This is a genomic window from Pseudomonas sp. Root562, from assembly GCF_001427125.1.
GTDB lineage: Bacteria > Pseudomonadota > Gammaproteobacteria > Pseudomonadales > Pseudomonadaceae > Aquipseudomonas.
The window spans coordinates 1-25469 of the sequence record NZ_LMGK01000002.1; the positions used below are offsets into that span (position 1 = coordinate 1).

19 protein-coding genes, 4 tRNA genes and 1 riboswitch are annotated in these 25469 nt (G+C 58.5%); of the genes, 5 read left to right on the forward strand and 18 right to left on the reverse strand.

Annotation, left to right across the window (positions count from 1 at the left end):
• Positions 1-279, forward strand: a 279-nt coding sequence (locus ASD60_RS29285) for a hypothetical protein (RefSeq protein ID WP_236708397.1), incomplete at its 5' end; no start/stop codon positions are given.
• Between the two features lie 245 nt (positions 280-524).
• Here the strand turns inward: ASD60_RS29285 and ASD60_RS02850 are convergent.
• Positions 525-601 (reverse strand) — tRNA-Arg (locus tag ASD60_RS02850).
• Positions 602-938: 337 nt separating this feature from the next.
• The gene (locus tag ASD60_RS29115) at positions 939-1112 is read right to left on the reverse strand and encodes a hypothetical protein (protein ID WP_177336550.1); all 174 of its coding nucleotides are present in this window, start codon (positions 1110-1112) and stop codon (positions 939-941) included.
• Between the two features lie 109 nt (positions 1113-1221).
• On the opposite strand from ASD60_RS29115, the gene ASD60_RS02855 reads away from it, so the two are divergent.
• Entirely contained in the window at positions 1222-1548 is a 327-nt protein-coding gene (locus ASD60_RS02855; protein ID WP_003178899.1) for an Arc family DNA-binding protein, read from the forward strand.
• 100 nt (positions 1549-1648) lie between these two features.
• Here the strand turns inward: ASD60_RS02855 and mgtE are convergent, their stop codons facing one another.
• Positions 1649-3091 carry a magnesium transporter gene (mgtE, locus tag ASD60_RS02860; protein WP_056852548.1) on the reverse strand — a complete coding sequence of 481 codons (1443 nt, stop codon included), beginning with the start codon at positions 3089-3091 and terminating at the stop codon, positions 1649-1651.
• Positions 3092-3411: 320 nt separating this feature from the next.
• Here mgtE and ASD60_RS02865 point away from each other — a divergent pair, with 320 nt between their 5' ends.
• Positions 3412-3933 carry a hypothetical protein gene (locus ASD60_RS02865; RefSeq protein WP_056852549.1) on the forward strand — a complete coding sequence of 174 codons (522 nt, stop codon included), beginning with the start codon at positions 3412-3414 and terminating at the stop codon, positions 3931-3933.
• 19 nt (positions 3934-3952) lie between these two features.
• Here ASD60_RS02865 and ASD60_RS02870 read toward each other — a convergent pair.
• The 7 genes from ASD60_RS02870 to ltaE all read right to left on the reverse strand — a co-directional run bounded on the left by ASD60_RS02870 (position 3953) and on the right by ltaE (position 9919).
• Positions 3953-4029, reverse strand: a tRNA-Arg gene (locus ASD60_RS02870).
• 71 nt (positions 4030-4100) lie between these two features.
• Positions 4101-4177: transfer RNA gene (locus ASD60_RS02875), tRNA-Arg, on the reverse strand.
• Positions 4178-4285: 108 nt separating this feature from the next.
• A tRNA-Ser gene (locus ASD60_RS02880) sits at positions 4286-4376 on the reverse strand.
• Positions 4377-4438: 62 nt separating this feature from the next.
• Positions 4439-4627 carry a carbon storage regulator CsrA gene (gene csrA / locus ASD60_RS02885; protein WP_002554426.1) on the reverse strand — a complete coding sequence of 63 codons (189 nt, stop codon included), beginning with the start codon at positions 4625-4627 and terminating at the stop codon, positions 4439-4441.
• 186 nt (positions 4628-4813) lie between these two features.
• On the reverse strand, positions 4814-6055 hold the full coding sequence (locus ASD60_RS02890; protein WP_056852735.1) for an aspartate kinase: 1242 nt from the start codon (positions 6053-6055) through the stop codon (positions 4814-4816).
• A 91-nt stretch (positions 6056-6146) separates the two neighbouring features.
• A complete protein-coding gene (gene alaS, locus ASD60_RS02895; RefSeq protein WP_056852550.1) occupies positions 6147-8768 on the reverse strand; it encodes an alanine--tRNA ligase in 2622 nt (873 codons plus the stop codon).
• 146 nt (positions 8769-8914) lie between these two features.
• The gene (gene ltaE, locus ASD60_RS02900; protein ID WP_056852551.1) at positions 8915-9919 is read right to left on the reverse strand and encodes a low-specificity L-threonine aldolase; all 1005 of its coding nucleotides are present in this window, start codon (positions 9917-9919) and stop codon (positions 8915-8917) included.
• A gap of 196 nt (positions 9920-10115) precedes the next feature.
• A riboswitch (FMN riboswitch) is annotated at positions 10116-10286 on the forward strand.
• 102 nt (positions 10287-10388) lie between these two features.
• Between ltaE and ASD60_RS02905 the strand changes: the two genes are divergently transcribed.
• A complete protein-coding gene (locus ASD60_RS02905; RefSeq protein WP_056852552.1) occupies positions 10389-10901 on the forward strand; it encodes a 6,7-dimethyl-8-ribityllumazine synthase in 513 nt (170 codons plus the stop codon).
• A 134-nt stretch (positions 10902-11035) separates the two neighbouring features.
• Here ASD60_RS02905 and astE read toward each other — a convergent pair whose 3' ends face one another.
• The 7 genes from astE to ASD60_RS02940 form a co-directional block, all read right to left on the reverse strand.
• Positions 11036-12046, reverse strand: coding sequence for a succinylglutamate desuccinylase (astE, locus tag ASD60_RS02910; protein ID WP_056852553.1), 1011 nt, complete (start codon positions 12044-12046; stop codon positions 11036-11038).
• A 12-nt stretch (positions 12047-12058) separates the two neighbouring features.
• The gene (locus ASD60_RS02915) at positions 12059-12349 is read right to left on the reverse strand and encodes a hypothetical protein (protein WP_056852554.1); all 291 of its coding nucleotides are present in this window, start codon (positions 12347-12349) and stop codon (positions 12059-12061) included.
• Between the two features lie 61 nt (positions 12350-12410).
• Positions 12411-13757, reverse strand: a complete 1347-nt coding sequence (astB, locus tag ASD60_RS02920; protein ID WP_056852555.1) for an N-succinylarginine dihydrolase — start codon at positions 13755-13757, stop codon at positions 12411-12413.
• 160 nt (positions 13758-13917) lie between these two features.
• On the reverse strand, positions 13918-15387 hold the full coding sequence (gene astD, locus ASD60_RS02925) for a succinylglutamate-semialdehyde dehydrogenase (protein ID WP_177336552.1): 1470 nt from the start codon (positions 15385-15387) through the stop codon (positions 13918-13920).
• Complete coding sequence (gene astA, locus ASD60_RS02930) at positions 15384-16409, reverse strand: arginine N-succinyltransferase (RefSeq protein WP_056852557.1); 1026 nt, start codon at positions 16407-16409, stop codon at positions 15384-15386. Before astA ends, astD begins: the two co-directional genes overlap by 4 nt.
• A gap of 79 nt (positions 16410-16488) precedes the next feature.
• The gene (aruF, locus tag ASD60_RS02935) at positions 16489-17508 is read right to left on the reverse strand and encodes an arginine/ornithine succinyltransferase subunit alpha (RefSeq protein WP_056852558.1); all 1020 of its coding nucleotides are present in this window, start codon (positions 17506-17508) and stop codon (positions 16489-16491) included.
• Positions 17509-17705: 197 nt separating this feature from the next.
• Positions 17706-18926 (reverse strand): aspartate aminotransferase family protein, encoded by a 1221-nt coding sequence (locus ASD60_RS02940; protein ID WP_056852559.1) that lies wholly within the window; start codon positions 18924-18926, stop codon positions 17706-17708.
• 297 nt (positions 18927-19223) lie between these two features.
• On the opposite strand from ASD60_RS02940, the gene ASD60_RS02945 reads away from it, so the two are divergent.
• Positions 19224-24272 (forward strand): dermonecrotic toxin domain-containing protein, encoded by a 5049-nt coding sequence (locus ASD60_RS02945; protein WP_056852560.1) that lies wholly within the window; start codon positions 19224-19226, stop codon positions 24270-24272.
• Between the two features lie 49 nt (positions 24273-24321).
• Here ASD60_RS02945 and argR read toward each other — a convergent pair whose 3' ends face one another.
• Positions 24322-25302 (reverse strand): transcriptional regulator ArgR, encoded by a 981-nt coding sequence (argR, locus tag ASD60_RS02950; RefSeq protein ID WP_056852561.1) that lies wholly within the window; start codon positions 25300-25302, stop codon positions 24322-24324.
• Between the last annotated feature and the right edge of the window lie 167 nt (positions 25303-25469).

The window sequence follows — 25469 nt, forward strand, 5'->3', positions numbered from 1 at the left end:
CTCAACCGAGGCGCGCATTCTACAGCAGCCTCATTTGCTGTCAAGTGGTTATTTTCAGAAGTTTTCAAGGATTTCCTTAACAACTTCAACCACTTGCGCTTTCGATCTCTCGTCAGCGGGAGGCGAATTCTACAGCGTTACACGCTGCTGTCAACACCTCTTTTTCAACTTCCTTCTGGCTTCGATGATCTGAAGCAACTTGCTGCCGAAAACTGCGTAACTCATTGTTTACCAAGGAGTTTTCCGTTTCGACTGCGCCGGAAGTGGGGCGAATTATAGACACCTGAGAAAAACTGCGTAACTCATTGTTTACCAAGGAGTTTTCCGTTTCGACTGCGCCGGAAGTGGGGCGAATTATAGACACCTGAGATCTGCCGTCAAGCGTTGATTTGAGTTTTCTGTCATTCAAGGGCCGAACCCAAGAAAAACCGCCCGCTTCTATATAGAAGAGGTCACGCGCACAGAAGAGACAAGGCAAAACAGACGCCGGCGATTGCCAGGCCAAGGAAGAGAAAGAGGAGATATGGTGTCCCAGGGCAGGTTCGAACTGCCAACCTTCCCCTTAGGAGGGGGATGCTCTATCCAATTGAGCTACTGAGACACTGCTGCCAGCGAAGATACGCAAAGCGATGGACGGCCAGCATGTTAACGACCAAGCCAGACTTTGTCATGTCGTCCTTTTGCTTTTTAAGTGTAGGCATACGCCCTCTAAATAGCAGGAAGCCTTAATTACAGCCCCAACCTCAGACCTCCATAAGCATCGCCATGCCGGCAAAGCAGAGCGGAGCTAGCCATTGCCGTAAAAAGCAGACACCCCTGCCCACCATTAATCAAGCTGCCACCCATCCTAAAAATGCCTAAGAACCGCCCTACCTCTAGTAAATCGGCCATTTGCCACTATCCTTGTTAAGGTAAGGACCAGTGACTGAATTCGCTCGTCATGCCGTCAGGTCATTGCACACCTGCTGATGAGCAGAGGACGCGATCAGCAAAGCGGTGCTGGCAACTTCCAACCAGTCCGCATTTCTGACAATTGGTGCTGGCAGAACGCCTTTATCCAGTTCAATATTTGTCACAGAATTGACGCCAATGATCTGGCTGCTTTGAGGCATGATGCGAGCCTCATCAATTCAGGTTGAACATTTGGCTGCAACGCTTGTCCTAACTGACATCCTGCGGCCAATCCCGAGAACCGCTCCCCTGAACTAACCGGTTAAATATATGCGCCCATTGAAACAGGCAATTTATTCCAGCCGTACGGCTGACAAGTTCGTCGTACGTCTGCCAGACGGAATGCGTGAACGCATTGCCGAAGTGGCTCGCAATCATCATCGCAGTATGAACTCTGAAATCATCGCGCGTCTCGAACAGAGCCTGATTCAGGAAGGCGCGCTGGGCGAAGAATTGAGCATGCGCCTGGACAGCCCAGAGCTTTCTTTGCACGAGCGCGAACTGTTGCAGCGCTTCCGCCAGCTTTCCCACCGCCAGCAAAACGCACTCGTTTCGCTGATTGCTCATGACGCCGAGATGGCTGCAGACGCCTCCTGAGTAATCCTGAATATCCAAGCCAGCTTAGCCGCTGGCTTTTTTTTGCCCGGAATTACAGGCATAAAAAACCCGCCAATTGGCGGGTTTCGAGAGAGAAAAACTAAAGCAGGAATATGGTCGCCAACCCGAGGAAAATGAAGAAGCCGCCACTATCGGTCATGGCGGTGATCATTACGCTGGCACCCATCGCCGGATCGCGCCCAAGTCGCACCAGAGTCATCGGAATCAAAACCCCCATCAGCGCTGCAAGGAGCAGGTTCAGCGTCATGGCGGCCGTCATCACCACCCCCAAGGACCAGCTCCCATAGAGCAGATAAGCAACGACACCAATTACCCCACCCCAGATCACGCCATTGATCAGCGCAACAGCCAATTCCTTGCGCATCAGCCGCGAAGTATTGCCGGTACTCACCTGGTCCAACGCCATCGCGCGAACAATCATGGTGATGGTCTGGTTTCCTGAGTTACCACCGATACCCGCCACAATCGGCATCAACGCCGCCAGCGCTACCAGCTTCTCGATAGACCCCTCGAACAGACCGATCACTCGAGACGCAACGAAAGCGGTAATCAGATTCACTGCCAGCCAGGCCCAGCGGTTGCGCAGAGACTTCCAGACTGACGCAAATATGTCCTCTTCTTCGCGCAGACCTGCCATGTTGAGAACTTCGCTTTCGCTCTCTTCACGAATCAGGTCGACCATTTCATCAATGGTCAGTCGGCCAATGAGCTTGCCGTTCTTGTCAACGACAGGCGCTGAAATCAAGTCGTAGCGCTCGAATGCCTGGGCAGCATCATAAGCATCTTCATCCGGATGAAAGCTCACCGGATCGCTGGCCATGACTTCAGAAACCTGCTTGTCCGGATCATTGACCAGCAAGCGCTTGATAGGCAAAACGCCTTTGAGGACGCCGTCGTAATCAACAACAAACAGTTTGTCGGTGTGGCCTGGCAATTCTTTGAGGCGGCGCAGATAACGCAGTACCACTTCGAGGCTGACATCCTCACGGATCGTCACCATCTCGAAGTCCATCAGCGCACCAACCTGCTCCTCATCATAGGAAAGGGCGGACCGTACACGTTCACGCTGCTGGTTATCCAGGGTCTCCATCAGCTCATGGACGACATCTCGCGGCAGCTCGGAAGCCAGGTCAGCAAGTTCGTCAGCATCCATGTCCTTGGCCGCAGCCAGGAGCTCGTGATCGTCCATATCGGCGATCAGGGTTTCTCGGACCGAATCGGATACTTCGAGGAGAATGTCGCCGTCGCGATCTGCCTTGACCAGCTGCCATAGCGTCAGGCGATCGTCCAGCGGCAGAGCTTCAAGGATATAGGCGACGTCGGCGGAGTGCAGATCATCGAGCTTGCGTTGCAACTCGACGAGATTTTGCCGGTGAACCAGGTTCTCGACCCGGTCGTGATGCGGGCCTTCCTGGCGGTGGGTCAGATCTTCAACCACTCGCTGACGCTGCAATAGCTCAACGACTTGAGCGAGGCGGTCCTGCAAGCTTTCTTGTGTTTTCTTTACTTCAACTTCAGACATAGGCGAACTCCACTCCCAGCAGCGGGGCGCGCCGGAAGGATCAATCAGTCAATTCATGATTGGAAAAACGGGGTATTGAGTAACTACTGGGTAAGTCCATGGAAGTAATCCAAAAGCCCCGGCGGGGCTGACGGGCGCAATCATACACCGCTTGGCGGATTGAAATGTTAAAAAATCGCGGCTGAAACAAGCGCTTGCAAGACAAACTTGAGCACTGTCCTGACCCTTCAATTTACGACGACGCATCCTGAAAAGAAAACACACCACTCGGCCAAAAGGTGACGGCTACGCTTAAAAGAAATCGTCATGGAGGACGCTTGATGCCAGCCTACGCGCGCCGTTTCTTAATGCTCACCCTGCTCTGCCCCGCACCCTGGATCCCCGCCGCAACCATTCATAGATGCGAAGCAAACGACGGCCGCATCACCTACACCACCCTAAGCTGCGCAGCCAGCGAACGCCGCTCCATACAGGAAGTCCGTACGCACATACCAACCGACGAGCCAATCGCCCTGCTGCCAGGGCCAGAGACTCGCCGCGTCTCTCGAACCAATAGCAAAAGGGGCGAACCAACGATTGTTGGAAAGAGCGAAGACGGATGCGGAAATCTGATCAGTGCCAGAGAGCGACGCGAGGCGATCATCAATCAGCGGGTTGTCGCCGGCATGAGCCAGCAGGATGTCGAGAGCGCACTCGGCAAGCCAGACAAGATCAGTATTCGCAATTCGAGCACAAGCTATCGCTACGAAACCAAGCGAGGCCGGAGTGCACATATCGAGTTCGATGAAAGAGGATGCACGAAGGGAAAAGCCAAATCCCAGACGGCAAAAAGCCCGCATTAAATGCGGGCTTTCTGTTGTATGGTGCACTCGACAGGATTCGAACCTGTGACCGCTCGGTTCGTAGCCGAGTACTCTATCCAGCTGAGCTACGAGTGCATTTGTGTTTTTATACCAGATCACAACTGGTTGAAGCCAAGTTATTCACATCACTGCAAACAACCCTTAAATGGTGCACTCGACAGGATTCGAACCTGTGACCGCTCGGTTCGTAGCCGAGTACTCTATCCAGCTGAGCTACGAGTGCATTTGTTGCCGCGCATTATAGGCCGTTCAATCTGTTTGTAAAGCGCTTTTTTCTAGTAATTTCAACAACTTACCGAAGAAGCCAGATTACAACGTACTACGCAAATAATGGCGGAGAACGGGGGATTCGAACCCCCGACACCCTTTTGAGGTGTACTCCCTTAGCAGGGGAGCGCCTTCGGCCACTCGGCCAGCTCTCCGCAACACGGGGCGTATATTAACCAGCTTCTTCCCCGTTTGCAAACATAAAAAACGATAAAAATTAATGGCTTGGTTCTTCGTCCTTCTCTTTCTTGATGCGCAGGTAGATTTCCTCACGGTGGACGGCTACCTCTTTCGGGGCGTTGACCCCAATACGCACTTGATTTCCTTTGACGCCGAGCACGGTCACGGTGATTTCGCCATCACCAATAATCAGGCTTTCTGCGCAACGACGAGTCAGAATCAACATACCTTTCTCCTCACGCCTTACATTTCAGGGACAACAGTCTGCAAAAAAAAGGCACTCGACCTACAACCCAAAACGGTCGTGGCCTACATGCCTGAGTATTGACTAGCGCGAGCAAAAGAACAGCCTCGGGGTCACGCCATTCAAAAAACAAAAGGCGCGGTCAGACCGCGCCTTTTGGCAAACGCATCACTCGCCCTGGCGGGCCGGTGCGTCCAGTTCGAAAGCCGTGTGCAGAGCGCGCACAGCCAGTTCCAGGTATTTCTCTTCGATCACTACGGAGACTTTGATTTCCGAAGTCGAGATCATCTGGATGTTGATGCTTTCCTTGGCCAGAGCTTCGAACATGCGACTGGCGACGCCCGCATGAGAGCGCATGCCAACGCCGACAATCGACACCTTGGCGATCTTGGTGTCGCCGATGACTTCACGGGCACCGATCTCGGCAGCGGTCTTTTCCAGTACGGTTTGCGCCGCCTGGTAGTCGTTGCGGTGTACGGTGAAGGTGAAGTCGGTGGTGTTATCGTGCGCTACGTTCTGCACGATCATGTCGACTTCGATGTTCGCGGCGCTGATCGGACCGAGAATCTTGAATGCTACGCCCGGGGTGTCTGGCACGCCACGGATGGTCAGCTTGGCTTCATCGCGGTTGAAAGCGATGCCGGAAATGATCGGCTGTTCCATGGTTTCCTCTTCATCAATAGTAATGAGGGTGCCCGGACCCTCCTTGAAGCTGTGCAGTACGCGCAGCGGAACGTTGTACTTGCCAGCGAATTCCACCGCCCGGATCTGCAGCACCTTGGAGCCGAGGCTGGCCATTTCCAGCATCTCTTCAAAGGTGATCTTGTCCAGGCGCTGAGCCACGGAGACCACGCGCGGATCGGTGGTGTAGACGCCGTCGACGTCGGTGTAGATCTGGCATTCGTCAGCCTTCAAGGCTGCTGCCAGTGCCACGCCGGTGGTATCGGAACCGCCACGACCGAGGGTGGTAATGTTGCCGTGCTCATCGACGCCCTGGAAACCGGCGACAACCACCACACGACCGGCTTTCAGATCACCGCGGATCTTCTGGTCATCAATCTGCAAGATACGCGCTTTGTTGTGCGCGCTATCCGTGAGAATCCGCACCTGGTTGCCGGTATAGGACACCGCAGGCACACCGCGCTTGATCAATGCCATGGCCAACAGGGCAATCGTCACCTGCTCACCGGTGGAAACGATCACATCCAGCTCGCGCGGAACCGGTTGATCGCCGCCACTGATTTGCTTGGCCAGATCGATCAGACGGTTGGTTTCGCCGCTCATTGCAGACAGCACAACCACCAGGTCATCGCCGGCATCGCGGAATTTTTTAACCTTGTCGGCGACCTGCTCGATTCTCTCGACAGTACCGACCGAGGTGCCTCCAAATTTCTGTACGATCAAAGCCATTTCAAAGCCGCCTCTGCCCATGAAGGGCGCCCAAATAATCACTCAAACAGCGTTCCGGCCCGCCACTAGACTGCGAGCCGGAGGCGCTGCCTTATAGACCCTGCTCTACAAACGGAACGGTCAGAGCCAGTGCCGCATCCAGAGCGCCGGCGTCGGTACCGCCGCCTTGCGCCATATCTGGACGACCACCACCCTTCCCGCCCACTGCCGCAGCGGCTTGCTTCATCAAATCACCGGCTTTGAGTTGGCCAGTCAGGTCTTTGGTTACGCCTGCAACCAGAACGACCTTTTCCTCATGGACACTGCCGAGCAGGATCACTGCGCGGCCGAGTTTGTTTTTCAGCTGATCGACCAGCGCCAGCAGCGCTTTGCCGTCCTGACCGTCCAAACGCACGGACAGCACCTTCACGCCTTTGACATCCAGAGCCGAAGCCGACAGATCGTCGCCTGCCGCGCTGGCTGCCTTGGCCTGCAACTGCTCGAGTTGCTTTTCCAGCTGACGGTTGCGCTCCAGCACAGCCGACAGCTTGTCGATCAGGTTGTCGCGGCTGCCCTTGACCAGGTTGGCCGCTTCCTTGAGTTGTTCTTCTGCCGCGTTCAAGTAGGCCAGCGCCGCAGCACCGGTGACTGCCTCGATACGACGTACACCAGACGCAACACCGCCCTCGCTGATGATTTTCAGCAGGCCGATGTCGCCGGTACGGTTGGCGTGGATACCGCCGCACAGCTCGACGGAGAAATCACCCATGCTCAGCACGCGAACGTTGTCGCCGTACTTCTCGCCGAACAACGCCATGGCGCCTTTCTGCTTGGCGGTTTCGATGTCGGTTTCTTCGGTTTCAACGGCGGAGTTCTTGCGAATCTCGGCGTTGACGATTTCTTCCAGCGCTTTCAGCTGTTCAGGCTTGATCGCTTCGAAGTGGCTGAAGTCGAAGCGCAGGCGCTGACTGTCGACCAACGAACCTTTCTGCTGAACGTGATCGCCCAGCACTTGACGCAGCGCGGCGTGCAGCAAGTGAGTGGCCGAGTGGTTCAGCGAAGTCGCGTGACGCACTTCGGCGTCGACATGAGTCTCCACCGGAGCGCCCACGATCAGGCTGCCCGAATCCAGCACGCCGTGGTGCAGGAACGCACCACCGGTCTTGGTGGTGTCGCGCACGTCGAAACGTGCAGCACCGGCTTGCAGGAAGCCGCAATCGCCAATCTGACCACCGGACTCCGCATAGAACGGCGTCTGATCGAGGACGATCACGCCCTCCTGGCCTTCGCTCAGTACGTCAACCGATTGCCCGTCTTTATAGATAGCAACGATTTTGGCGGAACCACTGTGAGCGGTATAACCGGTGAACTCGGTATCGACATCAACCTTGACCAGGCTGTTGTAGTCCATGCCGAAGGAACTGGCGGAACGCGCACGCACGCGCTGGGCTTCCATTTCACGCTCGAAACCTGCCTCGTCGAGGGTCAGGTTGCGCTCACGGGCGATGTCGCCGGTCAGGTCCATCGGGAAACCGTAGGTGTCGTAGAGTTTGAACACCACATCGCCCGGCACCACGTCGCCTTTGAGTTCAGCCAGATCCTGTTCAAGGATTTTCAGGCCCTGTTCCAGGGTCTTGGCGAATTGCTCTTCTTCGGCTTTCAGCACGCGCTCGATGTGCGCCTGCTGGGATTTCAGTTCCGGGAACGCTTGGCCCATCTCGGCGACCAGGGCCGCAACGATCTGGTAGAAGAAGCTGCCCTTGGCGCCCAGTTTGTTGCCGTGACGGCAAGCGCGACGGATGATCCGGCGAAGTACATAGCCGCGACCTTCGTTTGACGGCAATACGCCATCAGCGATCAGGAAACCGCAGGAACGGATGTGGTCAGCCACCACTTTCAACGAAGCCTGGGCGTCGTTGGTGCAGCCGATGGCCTTGGCCGAAGCGCTCAGCAGGCTCTGGAACAGGTCGATTTCATAGTTCGAGTGAACGTGCTGCAGTACGGCACTGATCCGCTCCAGGCCCATGCCGGTGTCCACCGACGGTGCTGGCAGCGGGTGCAACACGCCATCGGCGGTGCGGTTGAACTGCATGAACACGTTGTTCCAGATTTCAATGTAGCGGTCGCCGTCTTCTTCCGGCGAGCCCGGTGGGCCGCCCCAGATGTCGGCACCGTGATCGTAGAAAATCTCGGTGCAAGGTCCGCACGGGCCGGTATCGCCCATGGTCCAGAAGTTGTCGGAAGCGTACGGCGCGCCCTTGTTGTCGCCGATGCGCACCATGCGCTCGGCCGGAACGCCGATTTCCTTGGTCCAGATGTCGTACGCCTCGTCATCGCTGGCGTAGACGGTGACCCAAAGCTTTTCCTTGGGCAGGTTCAGCCATTTGTCGGATGTCAGGAAGTTCCAGGCGTAAGTGATGGCGTCACGCTTGAAGTAGTCACCGAAGCTGAAGTTGCCCAGCATTTCGAAGAACGTGTGGTGACGGGCGGTATAACCGACGTTTTCCAGGTCGTTGTGCTTGCCGCCGGCGCGCACGCATTTCTGGCTGGATACCGCGCGGGTGTACGCGCGCTTTTCCTGGCCCAGGAAGCAGTCCTTGAACTGGTTCATCCCCGCGTTAGTGAACAGCAGGGTTGGGTCGTTGCCCGGAATCAAAGAGCTGGAGGCTACACGGGTGTGGCCTTGCTCTTCGAAGAAGCGAAGGAAGGCTTCACGGATTTCTGCGCTTTTCATTAGGTTCTTCCACGGAGGCTGCGGCCAAAGGCCTGTTCGAAACGTCAACAGACGAAGCGACGGCAAAGGGCCGCATTATATCGGCCCTGCGCGCGGGGTACAGCGTGTTTATACGATAGAAACAGTCAATTGGAGCGCTAACGCTATCACTTACGGGAAAAGTCGACGAATGTCGCGACGACCTGCTCGATTTGCGCCTGGCTGATATCCATGTGCGTGACCATGCGCAGACGTGCGGCGGCACTGAGCTTGATACCTCGCTCAGCAGCAAAAGACTTGATCGTCTCGGCCTTGTCGCCCATCGATACGTAAACCATGTTGGTCTGAACCGGCTCGACTTCATAACCTACCGCGCGCAGGCCTTCGGCCAGCCATTGCGCATTGGCGTGATCGTCAGCCAAGCGCTGAACATTGTGATCCAGGGCATACAGGCCTGCTGCCGCCAGAATCCCGGCCTGACGCATCCCGCCACCGACCATCTTGCGCAGGCGCCGGGCCTTGCCGATCAACTCGACCGAGCCGCACAACACCGAACCGACCGGCGCCCCCAAGCCTTTGGACAGGCAGACGGAGACGGAGTCGAAATGCTGAGCGATTTCCCGGGCGTCGACGCCGAGTTTGACCGCTGCGTTGTACAACCGCGCTCCGTCCAGATGCAGTTGCAGCCCATGCTCTCGGGTAAAACGGCGAGCCCGGGCCAGATATTCCAGAGGCAGCACCTTGCCCTGCATGGTGTTTTCCAGCGCCAGCAAGCGAGTACGGGCGAAGTGGAAATCATCGGGTTTGATGGCGGCGGCGACCTGATCCAGATCCAGCGAGCCATCGGCCTGCACTTCCAGCGGTTGCGGCTGGATCGAACCGAGCACGGCTGCACCGCCTCCTTCGTACTTATAGGTATGGGCCTGCTGGCCGACGATGTATTCGTCGCCGCGCTCGCAATGGGCCATCAGGCCCAACAGATTGCTCATGGTGCCGGTCGGCACAAACAGGGCTGCGGCAAAACCGAGGCGCTGGGCCAGTTCGGCTTCAAGACGGTTGACGGTCGGATCTTCACCATAAACGTCATCCCCCGTGGCGGCAGTGGCCATCGCGTCGAGCATGCCGGCGGTGGGTTGGGTGACTGTGTCGCTGCGAAGATCAATAACGCTCATGAATCTGGCCTCGGTAAGCAGGGGAAATCCCTTTCAGAAAGAATTACTGCGGTCATGCCAATGAATATTCAACCCTGGCGCAAGGATATTGCCCACTAATACAGCGAAATACTCGATAACAATCATCCAAAAGCACCGATGCGCACGCAGGAAATATGTGTTAAAAACGCTGCGCCGCCAAACTTTACGGCGGCAAAAACGTTCTCAGGGCGGGGTGCAACTCCCCACCGGCGGTAATTGCGCGCAATGCGCATAGCCCGCGAGCGCTTGATGGCAGCACGGCTTCGGCGGTGCCTGACAGCAAGGTCAGCAGACCCGGTGTGATCCCGGGGCCGACGGTCATAGTCCGGATGAAGAGAGAACGGGATTGGCGCCAAAGGGCTGCCCGCAGACACTCACGTCGGCGCGCATACCCTTAAATCCCATTCGATTCATATGCCCTGTTTTTTACACAAACAGGAGTCAGAACATGCAACCCACCGCAATCGATAGCAAGAGCAAACACCATCAGGGCGAGCGCGTAGCGTTCATCCAGGCCTGCTGGCACAAGGATATTGTTGATCAGAGCCGTAAAGGCTTCGTCGCCGAAATGATTGCCCAGGGTTATCAGGAATCCGATATCGACTTCTTCGAAGTCGGCGGTGCGTTTGAAATGCCCCTGCACGCCAAATTGCTGGCCAAGACCGGTCGTTATGCAGGCATCGTTGCCGCAGCCCTGGTCGTCGATGGCGGGATCTATCGCCACGAGTTCGTTGCCCAGTCGGTGGTCAGCGGCCTGATGCAGGTTCAACTGGAAACCGAAGTGCCAGTATTCTCGGTGTCTTTGACCCCGCATCACTTCCATGCCGGTGAAGAACTGCATCACAAGTTCTTCTTCGAGCATTTTGTGCACAAAGGCCAGGAAGCGGCGAAGACGTGTGCCGACACGTTGAGCAAGATCCGTGCGTTGCGTCGTACTGAGCCGCGTGCGGTAGCTGTTTAAAGGCTAAATTGATCGTTCCTGCGCTCTGCGTGGGAATGCAGCCCGTGACGCTCCGCGTCACATGCAATGGCGGACGCAGAGCGTCCATTGAGGCATTCCCACGCGGGAGCGTGGGAACGATCATTTTGCGAACGTCAGGCGAGGTTTTCGTCGCTGGTCGGCACGATCAGGATGCCCGCACGCAAGCCATTCTTCACCTTGGGGTTCGGGAAGATGATCCGGGCGCCCTCTTCTTCGATGATCCAGCGGGTGTTGGCGATGTCTTCGGCCAACAGGTAACCCACTTCCAGTTCCGAAAAATTCTCGATATCCGCTGGCAGGTTAAGCCGGAAGCTGTCGCTGTGCTTGATGATTTCCCGTGCCACGCTGAACAGCTGCAAACCGTCCAGCACCTGCCCCGCCAAATCAGGCTCGGTGCCTTCGATGATCTGTTTGAGACGGGTTTCCAGCCGGGAGACGTTCACCCCGTCGTTCTGCCCGAACGGCCGAGCCTTGCCCAGTTCAAGGGTGAAGGACTCGGCACCGAGTTTGTCGTAGGTATAGGAGCTGAAGACGATGGACGGCTTGTTCTGCAACAGCACAGCTTCCATGCCGGCGGCACGCAGCCGGGCCAGTTCCTGGCGCGAATGCTGGCGATCTTCCTTCCACGGATACAAGGCGAACTGCTCGATTTTCGAACCGCGAATCGCAGTGTGCAGGTCGTAGTGCAGACGCTGGCGATCCGGCAGGCTGAAGAAACTTGCCGCCAGCCGTTCGAGCTCACAGGCGCGCAGCGCTTCGGAGCCGCTGCTTTGTTCGTGACGACCGTTGAACAGTCGATTGACGTCCTGCTCGACGAAACGCTCGCCCTTGCGAATCGCTTCCGGGTTGCCGAACAGGAACAGAATTCTTGCACGCGGCTTGAGGTCGCCGCGGGCAATGTCGTGCAACAGGCGATCGAGCAACTCGATCGGCGCTGTTTCGTTGCCATGGATCCCCGCCGATAGCAGCAGGTCCAGGCCGTTGTCGCGAGCTTCAGGGGGCCGGACTTCCAGCGCCCCTTCGCTCAGCCAGCGCATGCGCACGCCTTCGACAGTCAGTTGAGTCTTCTCCGCCGGTTCGCGGCCGGCGAGGGTCAGTTCAAGCAGTTTGCCGAGGGCGAGCATAGAGCTGTTTCCTTAGTGGTCGTGATTGCAATCCGGGCCGTGAACATGATCCTCGTCGTCGCCAGGTTCAGCCGGTTCCATTTCCAGTTGCAGACTTACCAGATTAGTCGCCAATGGGCGCAGCAGCAGGTTGGCGTATTCGGCGTCACCTTCTTCAACGTCCACGCCGATCAGCAATTGGCCGCGGCCGTCTTGCTGGATCCACAGCTCTTTGCCTTGCCACAGGACCGCAACGCGGGTGCAGGAAGTTTCCAGTTGCGTGCCGTCGGTGTCTTCAAGGATCAGCTGCAGGGTATCGCTCATGTGTTTACGCTCTCGTTTGAGATGAAGCGGCGCGCTGTCATGCGCGGCAGCGCGCCGTCGATCAATTGATCTGGAATGGATAAACCGCGCCCAGTTTAAGGATTTGCGTCAGTTCATCCAGTGCCGTCCGGCACTCAAGCAGCAATTGCGGGTCCGCCAGATCGTTTTCGGTCATGCGGTCGCGGTAGTGCTTCTCGACCCATTCGGTCAGAGTGCCGTACAACGGTGCCGTCATGATAACGCCTGGATTGACCGCCGCCAGTTCGGTTTCGTTGAGCGCGACACGCAACCTCAGGCAAGCAGGGCCGCCACCGTTCTGCATGCTTTGCTTGAGATCGAAGACTTTTACTTCGCGGATCAGGCCGCCGGAGCTGGTCAAACCCTGCAAGTACTGCCAGACGCGCTCATTGCCACGGCATTCTTCCGGCACGATCAACAGCATCGAGCCGTCAGGTCGCGACAGCAGTTGGCTATTGAACAGGTAGGACCGAACGGCGTCTTCCACGCTTACCGCGGAACGCGGAACACACACGGACTGAAATTTCCCACCGACTTTGGCGAGTTTGCTCTGCAATTCGGCGAGCATCTTGTCCGTCTCGAGGAAAGCGTCCTCGTGATAGAACAGCACTTCGCCGTTGCCTACGGCGATCACGTCGTTGTGGAACACGCCCTGGTCGATCACCGATGGATTCTGCTGGGCATACACCACGCCGTCATCGCTCAAGCCATGCAAGCGGGCCACGGCCTGGGACGCTTCGAGCGTCTGGCGTGCCGGGTATTTCTGCGGTGCCGGGTAGCGGGTATCGAACGCACTGCGGCCGAACACGAAGAACTCGACGCCGGCTTCGCCATACTCGCGGCAGAAACGCGTGTGGTTGGCCGCGCCTTCGTCACCGAACTGCGCCACGGCCGGCAACGCGGCGTGATGAGCGAAGTGGTTCTGGTCGGCGAACATCGCACCCAGCACGCGGCTGGTGGTCGGGTGTTCGATGCTGCGGTGATATTTGCAGTTGAGGTTGGCGGCGGTGAAATGCACACGACCGTCAGCCGTGTCGGCGCTCGGGCTGACGGTGGCGGCGTTGGCTACCCACATGCTCGACGCCGAGCAACTGGCGACCAGCAATGGCATGGCTTCCTTCGCAGCACGCTCAATGACCTGGGCGTCGGTTCCGGCAAAACCCAGGCGACGCAATGCCGCCACGTCCGGGCGCTCTTGTGGCGCCAGCACGCCCTGCTGGAAACCCATTTCCATCAGCGCTTTCATCTTCGCCAGGCCTTGCAGCGCGGCTTCCTTGGGATTGGAAGACTGCTGGCTGTTGCTCTGGGACGCGACGTTGCCGTAGGACAGGCCGCCGTAGTTATGGGTCGGCCCCACTAGACCGTCAAAATTGACTTCATAGGATTTCATCAGCGAGGCTCCACGAGAATCTGTTGTTATGGCTTCAGTACATTCTTTGAGACCGAGGTGTGGCCATCGCTGGCAAGCCAGCTCCCACAGTGACTGCGTCGTACACAAGATGTGTGAACGCCACCGAACTTGTGGGAGCGGGCTTGCCCGCGATTGGGCGTTACACCATCTTCACGCCAGGCGTGAGAGCGGCAGGCAACACCAGGCTCGGGGTTTCCAGCGAGGCCACCGGGTACGCGCAGTAATCCGCCGCGTAATAGGCGCTGGCGCGGTGGTTGCCCGAGGCGCCGACGCCGCCGAATGGCGCGCTGCTCGCGGCGCCGGTCAGTTGCTTGTTCCAGTTGACGATACCGGCGCGGCTTTCCAGCCAGAACTGCTGGTAACGCGCTTCGGAGTCCGACAACAGGCCGGCGGCCAGACCGTAGGCGGTGTCGTTGGCTTCAGCGATCGCCGCTTCAAAATCAGCGTAGCGGATCACTTGCAGCAACGGGCCAAACAGCTCTTCGTCAGGACGATCGGCCACAGCGCTCACATCGAGGATGCCGGGGGTCAACAACGCCGACTGCGCCTGTGGCTGAGTCATTTCCAACAGTGCCACGGCGCCATTGGCCAGCAGATGTTCTTGTGCATCCATCAACGCTTTCGCGGCAGCGAGGGAAACCACCGAGCCCATGAATGGCGCCGGTTGCTGATCGAATGCGCCGACTTCAATCGTCGAACTGACGGCCACCAGGCGCGCCAGCAACGAGTCGCCCCACGCGCCTTGCGGCACCAGCAAGCGACGGGCACAAGTGCAGCGCTGGCCGGCGGAAATGAACGCCGATTGAATGATGGTGTACACCGCAGCATCGAGGTCGGCGACCTGATCAACCACCAGCGGGTTGTTGCCGCCCATTTCCAGCGCAAGAATCTTGTCCGGACGACCGGCGAATTGCTGATGCAGGTGATTGCCGGTGCGGCTGGAACCGGTGAAGAACAGCCCGTCGATGCCCGGGTTCGCCGCCAGGGCGATACCGGTTTCGCGTGCGCCTTGCAGCAGGTTCAACACGCCGGCCGGCAAACCGGCCTCGATCCAGCATTTGACCGTCAGTTCGGCGACTTTCGGAGTCAGTTCACTTGGCTTGAACAGCACTGTGTTACCGGCCAGCAGCGCCGGCACGATGTGACCATTGGGCAAGTGCCCAGGGAAGTTGTAAGGACCGAACACCGCCACCACGCCGTGTGGCTTGTGACGCAGTACAGCGGTGGCATCGCCCAGCGGGCCGCTCTTTTCGCCAGTGCGCTCGCGATAGCTCTGCACCGAGATCGCGATCTTGTTGACCATGCTGGTGACTTCGGTCGCGGCTTCCCACAGCGGTTTGCCGGTTTCTTCACCGATGGTGCGCGCGAGTTCGTCGGCGTTGTTTTTCAACGCAGCGGCGAAGGCTTCCAGCACCGAGATACGTTCCTGCAACGTGCGACGCGCCCAATCCGGGAACGCCTGACGTGCGGCTTGCACGGCCGATTCCACTTGATCAACGGTGGCGCTGCTGCCCGACCACAGCACTTGCTGGGTCACCGGGTTGAGCGACTCAAAGGTTTCCCCCTGGCCTGCCAGCCATTCACCTGCGATGTATAGCGACTTCATTATTTCGACTCCCGGGCAGCGGACAACGCCACGGCGCGCACTTGATCGCCGGCGTTGAGTTGAAGACGTTTGGCGGTCTGCGGATCGACCACCAGCGTACCGGCGGCCAGACGTGCCGGCGCGGCCGTGATCCGACAGTCTTCGCGTTTGCGGTTGTGAATGATGAACGGCGTGGCGTCGTCACCCGGCGTGCCGATGGCCAGCACCAGCGCCTGGCTGTCGCGCACGGCGCGGATCTTTCCGGTTTCGCATTCGATGGCCGGGCCGGCGTCGAAGATGTCGACGTAGCCCTGGTAGCTGAAACCTTCGCTCTTGAGCATCGACAATGCAGGCTCGGTGTCGGGGTGAACCTGACCGATCACGTTGCGCGCATCCGGCGACAGGAAGCAGGTGTACAGCGGGAATTTCGGCATCAGTTCGGCGATGAACGCTTTGTTGCCAACGCCGGTCAGGTAGTCCGCCTGGCTGAACTCCATCTTGAAGAAGTGTCGACCCAGGCTTTCCCAGAACGGCGAACGCCCGGCTTCATCGGAAACGCCACGCATCTCGGCGATGATCTTGTTGCCGAACAGTTGCGGGAATTCGGCGATGAACAGCATCCGCGCCTTGGACAGCATGCGACCGTTGAGGCCACTGCGGTAATCGGCGTGCAGGAACAGCGAGCACAGCTCGGAGTTACCCGTCAGGTCGTTGGCCAGGAACAACGTCGGGATCTCACGATAGATGTTCAGCTCTTGCGAGGCGCTCACCGTCAGACCGACGCGGAAGTTGTACCACGGCTCGCGCAGACCGACGGCACCGGCGATGGCGGAAATACCCACCACGCGGCCGTCGTCGTCTTCGAGCACGAACAGGTAGTCCGCATCGCCCCGCCCTGCTTCGCCGCGGAACGTCTTTTCGGCCCAGCCGACACGATGGGCCAGACGTTCTTCGTTGGCCGGCAAAGTGGTCAGGCCGGTGCCAGTGCTGCGGGCCAGGTCGATCAGAGCGGGTAAATCGCTGCTGCGTACGGGACGAACGATCATGCTATCTCCTCAAACGGGCCGCTTGCGCCACCCGTGAAACTTCGCTGCTTTTCTTGCAAGCATTCAGGCCAGGCAGGCGTTAAACCGCCACCAGGCGCACGCTCGCACCTTCGCCGACGCCCAGGGCTTCGGCCGCTTCCAGATCCAGGGTCACGGGTTTGCCCGGCGCGTAGTCGAGCTCGAGCATCACGGCGCGGTAATCCTGCAACTGGGCATTGGCCACCAGGTACTGACGACCGACACCTTTGACCGGCTCGCCGATTTTCACCGGCACGACGCGGCTCTGGGCGATCGAACGGATCCCCGAGACGCGGGCATGCAGGGTCGGGCCGCCGTCGAAAATGTCGATGTAGTGATCGGTCTCGAAGCCTTCGCGCATCAGGATGTCGAAGGTGATCTGCGCCCGTGGGTGCACCTGGCCCATCGCTTCTTGCGCGGAGTCCGGCAGCAGCGGCACATAGATCGGGTAATGCGGCATCAGTTCGGCGAGGAACGTACGGCTCTTCAAGCCGCACAAGCGCTCGGCCTCAGCGTAGTTGAGGTCGAAGAAGTTGCGACCGATGGCGTCCCAGAATGGCGAGTCGCCGTTTTCATCGCTGTAACCGACGATTTCGGTTACCACTGAATCGGCAAAACGCTCCGGGTGACTGGCGACAAACAGCAAGCGGCCACGGGAATTGAGCTCGGCCCAAGGCGAACCCACCAGTTCACGCTGCACGTAGAAACTGGTCAGCAAGCTGTTGCCGGTCAGGTCGTGGCACTGCGAGAGCACATGGATCTTGTTGTGGATCTTCAGCTCGCGAGAGGCGTGTACGAACGTTTCGTTGCGGAAGCTGTAGAACGGCTCGGAATAACCGGCCGAAGCCACGATGGCCGAGCAGCCGACCAGTTTTGCGGTGGCACTGTCTTCGAGAACGAAGAAATAGCTTTCTTCACCGTTGAAGCTCACTTCGGCAGCGAACGAGGCTTCGCTCGCGGCGATCTTGTCGCTCAGGCGTTCAACGTCATCCGGCAAGGAAGTGACACCAATCGGGCTGTCCGCAGCCAGACGCTGTACCTCGCCCAGATCAGCCATTTGCGCGGGGCGCATCACCAGCATGGTGTCACTCCTTTTTATTAAAACTCTTGAGGGAAATAAACCGGGCCCTTGTAGGAGCAAAGCTTGCTCGCGATGGTGTGTCAGCCACATGGGTGTTCACTGACACGCCATCGCGAGCAAGCTTTGCTCCTACAGAAGAGCGGGTCCGGCATCAGAATCGGGGTCGACGCCTGAATCGTCAGGCGTCGAAGGGTCTATCAGGCTTGCGTCAGTTTTGCAGCGGCACGTTCGAAGCGGTCCAGGCCGGCATCGATATCGGCGTCTTCGACCACCAGGCTCGGGGCGAAACGCACCACGTCCGGGCCGGCTTGCAGGACCATCAGGCCTTCTTGTTCAGCGGCGTTGAAAATGTCCTTGGCCTTGCCTTTCCAGGCATCGCTCAGCACGCAACCGATCAACAGGCCCATGCCGCGGACCTTGGTGAACAGGCCGTACTTTTCGCCGATCTGTTCAAGGCGTGCCTTGAACTTGTCGTGCTTGGCCTTGACGCCGGCCAGCACTTGCGGGGTGTTGATCACGTCGATCACCGCTTCCGCGACAGCGCAAGCCAGCGGGTTACCGCCGTAAGTGGTGCCGTGGGTGCCGACAACCAAGTGTTTGGCCAGGTCTTCGGTGGTCAGCATGGCCGCGATCGGGAACCCGCCGCCCAGGCTCTTGGCGCTGGTGAGGATGTCCGGAATCACGCCGTAATGCTGGTAGGCGAACAGGTGGCCAGTACGGCCCATGCCGGTTTGCACTTCGTCAAAGATCAGCAGTGCGTTATGCGCGGTGCAGAGGTCGCGGGCACCTTGCAGGTATTCGAGTTCGGCCGGGATCACACCGCTTTCGCCCTGGATCGGCTCCAGCACCACAGCGCAAGTCTTGTCGGAAATGGCGGCTTTCAGCGCGGCCAAATCGTTGTACGGCACATGGGTGATACCGGTGATTTTCGGACCGAAACCGTCGGAGTACTTCGACTGGCCACCGACGTTAACGGTGAACAGGGTACGGCCGTGGAAGCTGTTGAGCGCGGCGATGATTTCGTACTTCTCGCTGCCGAAACGGTCGAAACCGACACGACGGGCCAGCTTGAAGGCGGCCTCGTTGGCTTCGGCGCCGGAGTTGCAGAAGAAAGCACGCTCGGCAAATGTGGCGTTGACCAACTTATGGGCCAGGCGCAGGGCCGGCTCATTGGTGAACACGTTGGACACGTGCCACAGCTTGTTCGCCTGCTCGGTCAAGGCACCGACCAGCGCCGGGTGCGCATGGCCCAATACGTTCACGGCAATCCCGCCGGCGAAGTCGATCAGCTCGCGACCGGACTGGTCCCAAACGCGGGAACCGGCACCACGCACAGGAATGAATGCGGCAGGCGCATAGTTGGGAACCATTACCTGATCGAAATCGGCGCGTTGTACCGCAGCGTGCTCAACGGACATCGGAGTCTCCTGAAGAGAAAACACTCGCCTGAAACTGGCGAGCTTGGTGAGGATTGTAAGGACAGTTTTCAGCCCGGCCTTGCCGCCAAGCGACAACTTCTTATAGCGCAAACCCCGGATTTTCCCGGGTTTACGGCAATGCGACATATAGGGTCGCAAAGGCGCAGTTTAAACTGCTGGCGCCGATTTGCGGCAGGCTTGGCGAGAGATGAATGCCTGCGCAATAAATATGTACCGCACCGGAAACGATGCAGCCTGTTTCCCTTGACGCTCTTTGAGCGCTAATGGACCTGCAAGATGCAATTACCCGACGAGCAAACGCGGACAGCCTCTGCTGACGCAACGTATATCGCCCACACCGACACTCACTACCCGCCTCTCACCCATACGATTCCCCACTGGCTCGGGAACGCATCATCGGCCAGACGCCTGGCGCTGAAGAGCGCACGCCCGATACTGACGAGTGGTTTGCGCGCGGCGCCGGCTGCGCAACACGCTGAACTCGGACGGCTGAATGCCGCGCACTGGACCGCACAAAACAGAGTCGACCGCACACTGGAAAACCTGCAGGACGCCTACGCTTTTGCTGAACCACTGCTCAAAAACGCTCTGAAAGCGCGATTCGGCCTGGACGTGGACGTCAAAGGCACGTTCTTGCGGCTGTACATTCCCGCGACCATTCCCTGGTTTCCGATCAAGTCAGGCGCCGCTCGCACCTGGACCGTGTCGCTGTTGAATGCGGCACTGCATAACTTTGAAAAACAGGAAACCCACAAGGATGCCTACGAGCCCGACTCGACGTTCATCACTGAGCCGTCCTCGACCGGGCAGTTCGATACCTTGCCCGCGCTCAAGCAGACGATCACGGTGCAGGCCTTTACCCGGTTATGTCGTGAACTGGACATCGGCGGCCAATACCGCACCTACCTGGAGGATAATCTCGGGATTTCCAACCCGCTGGCGGCGACTGTGCTGCGCTCCAGGGTCGAGGCCAGCCAGAAAGCCGCATTGAAGGCCGCGCTGCATCTGGCTCGCATGAACGGCGACATTCAGGACGACTTCTTTCAACTGATCCAGGCGCTGGCTGAAGGCAAGCAAGGTATCAAACTTGGAAACGAGCCCCTGCTGTGCCACGACTTGACGATCATGTCCGCCAGGCTGACCGGCATCGTCGTGTTTGCACCTAACCTTGAACGCGCACGCAATGTCGCACGGGTCGTGGCCTACATCCCCGATGACCCGGAGCACCCGATCAAGGAGTACACCTCGACGGCCGAGCTGATGCAAACCCTCACTCGCCAACTGCGCACCCCGGATTACCAACAATTTTTCAGTCGTTTTGTCGCTCACGAAGACCGCGGGCATTTCTTTGGCAACCTGGCCGATCGCCTGAGCCATGTCACCTGGCATCAACGCCACTACGGTGAAGCGCTGCCATCATGGCGTGAAACGCCGACAGAGCGGCCCAATCTGCAATTTTCTGTCACGCCGATCCATCGCGGCCCATGGCCCCATCTCTACCGCGCGCAGTTGAACAAAATTCTCAACGACGCCCGGGTCATCGCGGTGTCTACCGCAATGGCGGACCAAAAGGCTCGCTGGGCACTCTGGGACTCCTTTACCGGCGTGCTGTCCGCCATTGTGCAGCTCGCCGCTTTCGTCGCCCTGCCTTTTGTGCCGTTTGTGGGCGAATTGATGCTGGCTTACATGGCTTATCAATTGGTCAACGATGCCTTTGAAGGGATTATCGACTGGGCGCAAGGGCAGACCACCGAAGCCTTCGAGCACCTGATGACAGTGGTTGAGACATTGATCCAGTTGGGGGCCTTCGCCGCAGGTGGGGTCGTTGCCGCAGGCGAGTTTCGCAAGGCACTGCCCGCAGAGGTCATCGCCTTCATTGACCGGTTCAAACCGGTGCAGGCAGCCAATGGAAAGACCCTTTACTGGAAACCCGACCTGAGCCCTTATGAACAGGCCGCGCCGCTGCCCCGGCAATCGGTTCCCGACACGTCAGGCCTGCATCAACACAACGGCAAAACCATCGCCCGCATCGAGGGCAAACGCTTCGCCGTCAGACAGGAGCCAACCGGCGACTACCGTATCGAGCATCCCAGCCGCCCCGATGCCTACAGCCCCGCGCTCAAGCACAACGGCAGCGGCGCCTGGCAGACAGAACTCGACCGACCACTGGAGTGGGACAAAAACACCCTATTGCAGCGCTTGGGTCACCTGAGCGAAAAGCTGTCTCCCGCCGAACGCGAACGCGCACTCAAGGCCAGCGGTTTACATGAGAACACCCTGCGCAGAATGCATGTCGAGCACGAACCCATTCCGTCCTTACTGGCCGATACCCTCAAGCGCCTCAACCTCGATAAAGACCTGCAAACGTTTATCGACCGCCTCAACAGCGGGCGTCACGAACAGTATTCAAAGGCTGATTCCCAAACCCAACTGCAATTGCTCACCGAGCATTTCCTGTGGCCCGACAGCATAGGCATCAGCCTGCTTGATGCCCGGGGCAACATCGTCTGGGAAACCACAACGGCGGCACACTCAGGCATTGAGGTCCAGGAGGGTCGCTTGATCGAGGGTGACGTGCTCAAAAGCGTGCTTGCCCAGCTGAATGAAAGCGAGCAAAAAACCCTTCTGGAAGAACATCGAAATGCGCCCTCTCTCTCGCTTGACGCACGCGCCACTTCATTGAGACAGAAACTCGCCCAGACCGCCGCCCGACAACGAGCATCACTGTTCGACAGTCGATACCGCGCTCTTGAACGCCCCCAGAATGCCTTGATTCAAAAACTGATCGACACCACCACGGGGCTGCCGCTGAGCGTGGCGAGCGAATTGATCGATAGCGCCACGAGCCCCGAACTGCAACTGCTGCAAACCGGCGAAGTGCCCAAACGCCTCAAGGACCTTGCCCGCTGGGCGATGCAAGAAGTACGGCTGACGCGAGCCTACGAAGGACTTGATCTGCCATCGCTTGATAATCCTGACACCGATCTGCTGCGCCTCCATTCACTTGAGCGCCTGCCAGGCTGGACATCCGAAATCCGTATAGACATTCAGGACTACGCCTATAACGGCCGCACCCGCACCCGCATTGGCAAACAGGACGCCGCCATCCGCAAAGTGCTGGTACGGCGCGAAGATGGTCGATACGAAGCCTACGACGACGAGGGCTTGAGCCTGAGCGGCGCAACAGAACTGAGTCGGGCCATTCTTCATGCCCTGCCCGACGCGGAGCGCAACGCACTGAAGATCAACATCCATCAAGGCGAAAAACTTGAACACGCGCTGCGCGAACATTCGCTGGAGCGCGGCGAATTACGCAACATTCTGGAGGACAATCCAATATTCAAACCGGCCTATGACCCGGCGACCATGCGCCTGCTTGGAGGCGCCGACGGCTACGATCAACTCCCGTCGGGCCAGCCGGATCTGGTACGCAGGGTTCGCCAACTCTGGCCGGCACTCAACCCGCAAGAAGTGCTGGAAGTCATCGATTACCTGCACACCCGCCCCGCCGGTGCTCATGCGGAACTCGCCCACCTGCAAGGTGAGTACGGGCAACTGAACAATGATTTGCAGGACTGGGTCAATCAGGCGCCCCACCTCGACCCTCAAACCGGTAACAGGTTGAGCGCCGCGCAGCTGGCGGAAAACCGGGAGAACCGTGCCGCGTTCAGGTATGAGCTTCAGAGAGGCTGGCGACGGCAGATCACTGCCAGCATTACCGACGACCCTGCCGACGTCGAATATCTGTTGAGTTTCGTCAAGCCGATCGTGGGAGAACTGCCGACCATCAGCGCAGATTTCAGCCGCATTTCAACGCTATCGATGACCAACAGCGTCGCGCCGCAAGGCATCATGGGTTTCCTCCAACACTTCACCGGGCTTGCCCGCCTCGAACTCAGAAACGTTGCCCTGGGCGAACTCCCGCCAGCGCTGTCCAGCATGCCCAGGCTCAATCAACTACTGCTGAGCGACTGCGGCATCGTACTGACGCCGGATACACAAGCGACACTTTCTTCCCTCAGCAACCTGGTGACACTGGATCTCTACGGCAACCCTCTGGGTCTTGCCCCCCGATTGCAGGGGATGTCTGAACTCAACTACATCGATCTTTCCAATACAGGCATCAGCAACGTTCCGGAAGGTCTGCTGGGGCATCAGTCACTGCGTACTGCAATCCTCAATGACAACCAGATAACCGATCTTGACCCGGCCTTTTTCAATCTCCCCTCGCGCATCAGCAAGGGCATGGACTTTGGCAATAATCCACTCACATTGGCGATTCGCGAACAGATCAAGAGCTATTTCCAACGGACCCTCCAGGACTTCGGTGTCATGGCCGCCCCGGCTGATATCGATCGACTCCAAGCTTTATACCCACTTCTGGACAGGGAGGAAGCCAGCGATTTCATCTACCTGCAACCCGGCAACCTGGAGGCCGGCCGCACTGAACTGACGCGCCTGGAAACCGAGTACACCACGTTGCGCAACGATCTGGCCGCATGGACCTCAGACCTGCCCGCCGTGCATCCGCAAACAGGTCAGCCTTTTACCAACGCACAGCTGACAGAAGAACACTTGGCCCGCGACGCGTTCAAGGAAACCGTAGAGCAGTGCTGGCGTCGTGAATCCGATATGGAAGGCGTGAATGCGGCAGGTGAACCGCACTATGAGCTGTACACCGACGAGGTCATCAATGGCGACCTGCCCCAACTGAGCGCGCAATTCAAACACGTCTCACGCCTGCAAATGGACGGCGAAAACAAAGCGACATCGCGTCCCGAGGGCTTTTTACGCTGCTTCCCCAATTTGCAGAACCTGACCATCAGCGACTTTGCCCTGAGCACGGTTCCCAGCCCTGTATTCAATATGAGCGAGCTGAAGACACTGGTGCTGACCGATTGCCTGATCACGCTGACCTCGCAAACGCAGGCGGCACTGGCGGGAATGGAGAACATCGAACATCTGGTTCTGGGCGGCAACCCACTGGGCCTACCTGCCGACATCAGTCAAATGCCGAGACTGAAGACCCTGATGCTGTATGACACAGGTATCAGCGAAATTCCGCCGGGCCTGCTGACTCGTACAACGTTGCAAGTGGCGAACCTTACTGACAACGCGATCAGTGAGATCCCTAGCGACATTCTCGAACTGCCTGTGGGGGTCGCCAGGAAAATCAAGCTCGGCGGGAACCCCTTCTCCGAAGAAAGCCTGCAACGATTCATCGCTTACTATCGACGAACCGGCGAGTCTTTTGGCATTGATGGAGTCGTCGACCGCGCCGAAATAGAGACGTCCTCTTCTGGCGAGAGTGAGGTCGAGGAGTGAACAGCGCGATCGCGCCCGGACAAATCGCCCAGGCATCGATGTGAACGTGTCACCCGCGCTCTGAAGGCACCGATGACAATTCGAACGGGCTGCTGCTGCGCCGCTGGTTGCGATCTTCCCGCGGCGTGGCGCCGAAGAAGTTGCGGTAGGCGCTGGAGAAATGCGGGCCGGAGGAGAAGCCGCACGACAGGCCGATCTGGATGATCGACTTGCTGGTTTGCATCAACATTTGCCGGGCCTTGTTCAGGCGCAGCTCCAGGTAGTACTGGCTCGGCACGCGATTGAGGTATTGCTTGAAAATCCGCTCCAACTGCCGACGGGACACGCACACGTGCTGGGCGATTTCGTCGGTGGTCAGCGGCTCTTCGATGTTGGCTTCCATCAGCAACACCGCCTGGGTGAGCTTCGGATGGCTGGAGCCGAGGCGGTTTTGCAACGGAATGCGCTGGCGTTCTCCACCCTCGCGAATGCGTTCGACCACCAGTTCTTCCGACACCGCACCGGCCAGTTCAGCACCGTGGTCACGGGCCAGCACCGCCAGCAGCAGATCAAGCACCGACATGCCGCCACACGCGGTCAGGCGATCGCGATCCCAGTCAAACAAATGACTGGTGGCGATGACCTTCGGGAAACGCTCGGCAAAATCGTCTTGCCAGCGCCAGTGCACGGCGGCGCGGTAACCATCGAGCAAACCCAGTTGCGCCAACGGATAAACACCGGCCGAGAGACCGCCAATCACGCAACCGGCACGCACCAGTTGCTTGAGCGCGCTGCTGAGCGCCGGCGCCAGGGTAGTCGGCGGCTCGTCAGCGAGCAGGAACAATTTCTGAAAGTTTTCGAGCTTGCCGGTCCAGGCTTCGCCGGGCAATTGCCATTGGCCTTCGGCCGGCGGTTCGGCTTGCAGGAACGACAACTCGTAGACGACGTCCGGATGCACACGCTGAGCAACACGCAAGGCCTCCTCAGCCAGCGCAAGCGTCAGGGCTTTAGTGCTGGGCCAAATCAGGAAACCAATTCGATGGGCAGTCATGGTGGGCGATCCGAAACGAAGAACAGTGATGAAGGCATGGGCCAATGCTAGCCCGTAAATGAACGCAAATCTCGAAACCGACACAGATCAAACTGTGGGAGCTGGCTTGCCAGCGATGACGGTGTGTCTGTGCCAGAGATGCAAACTGACTCACCGCTATCGCTGGC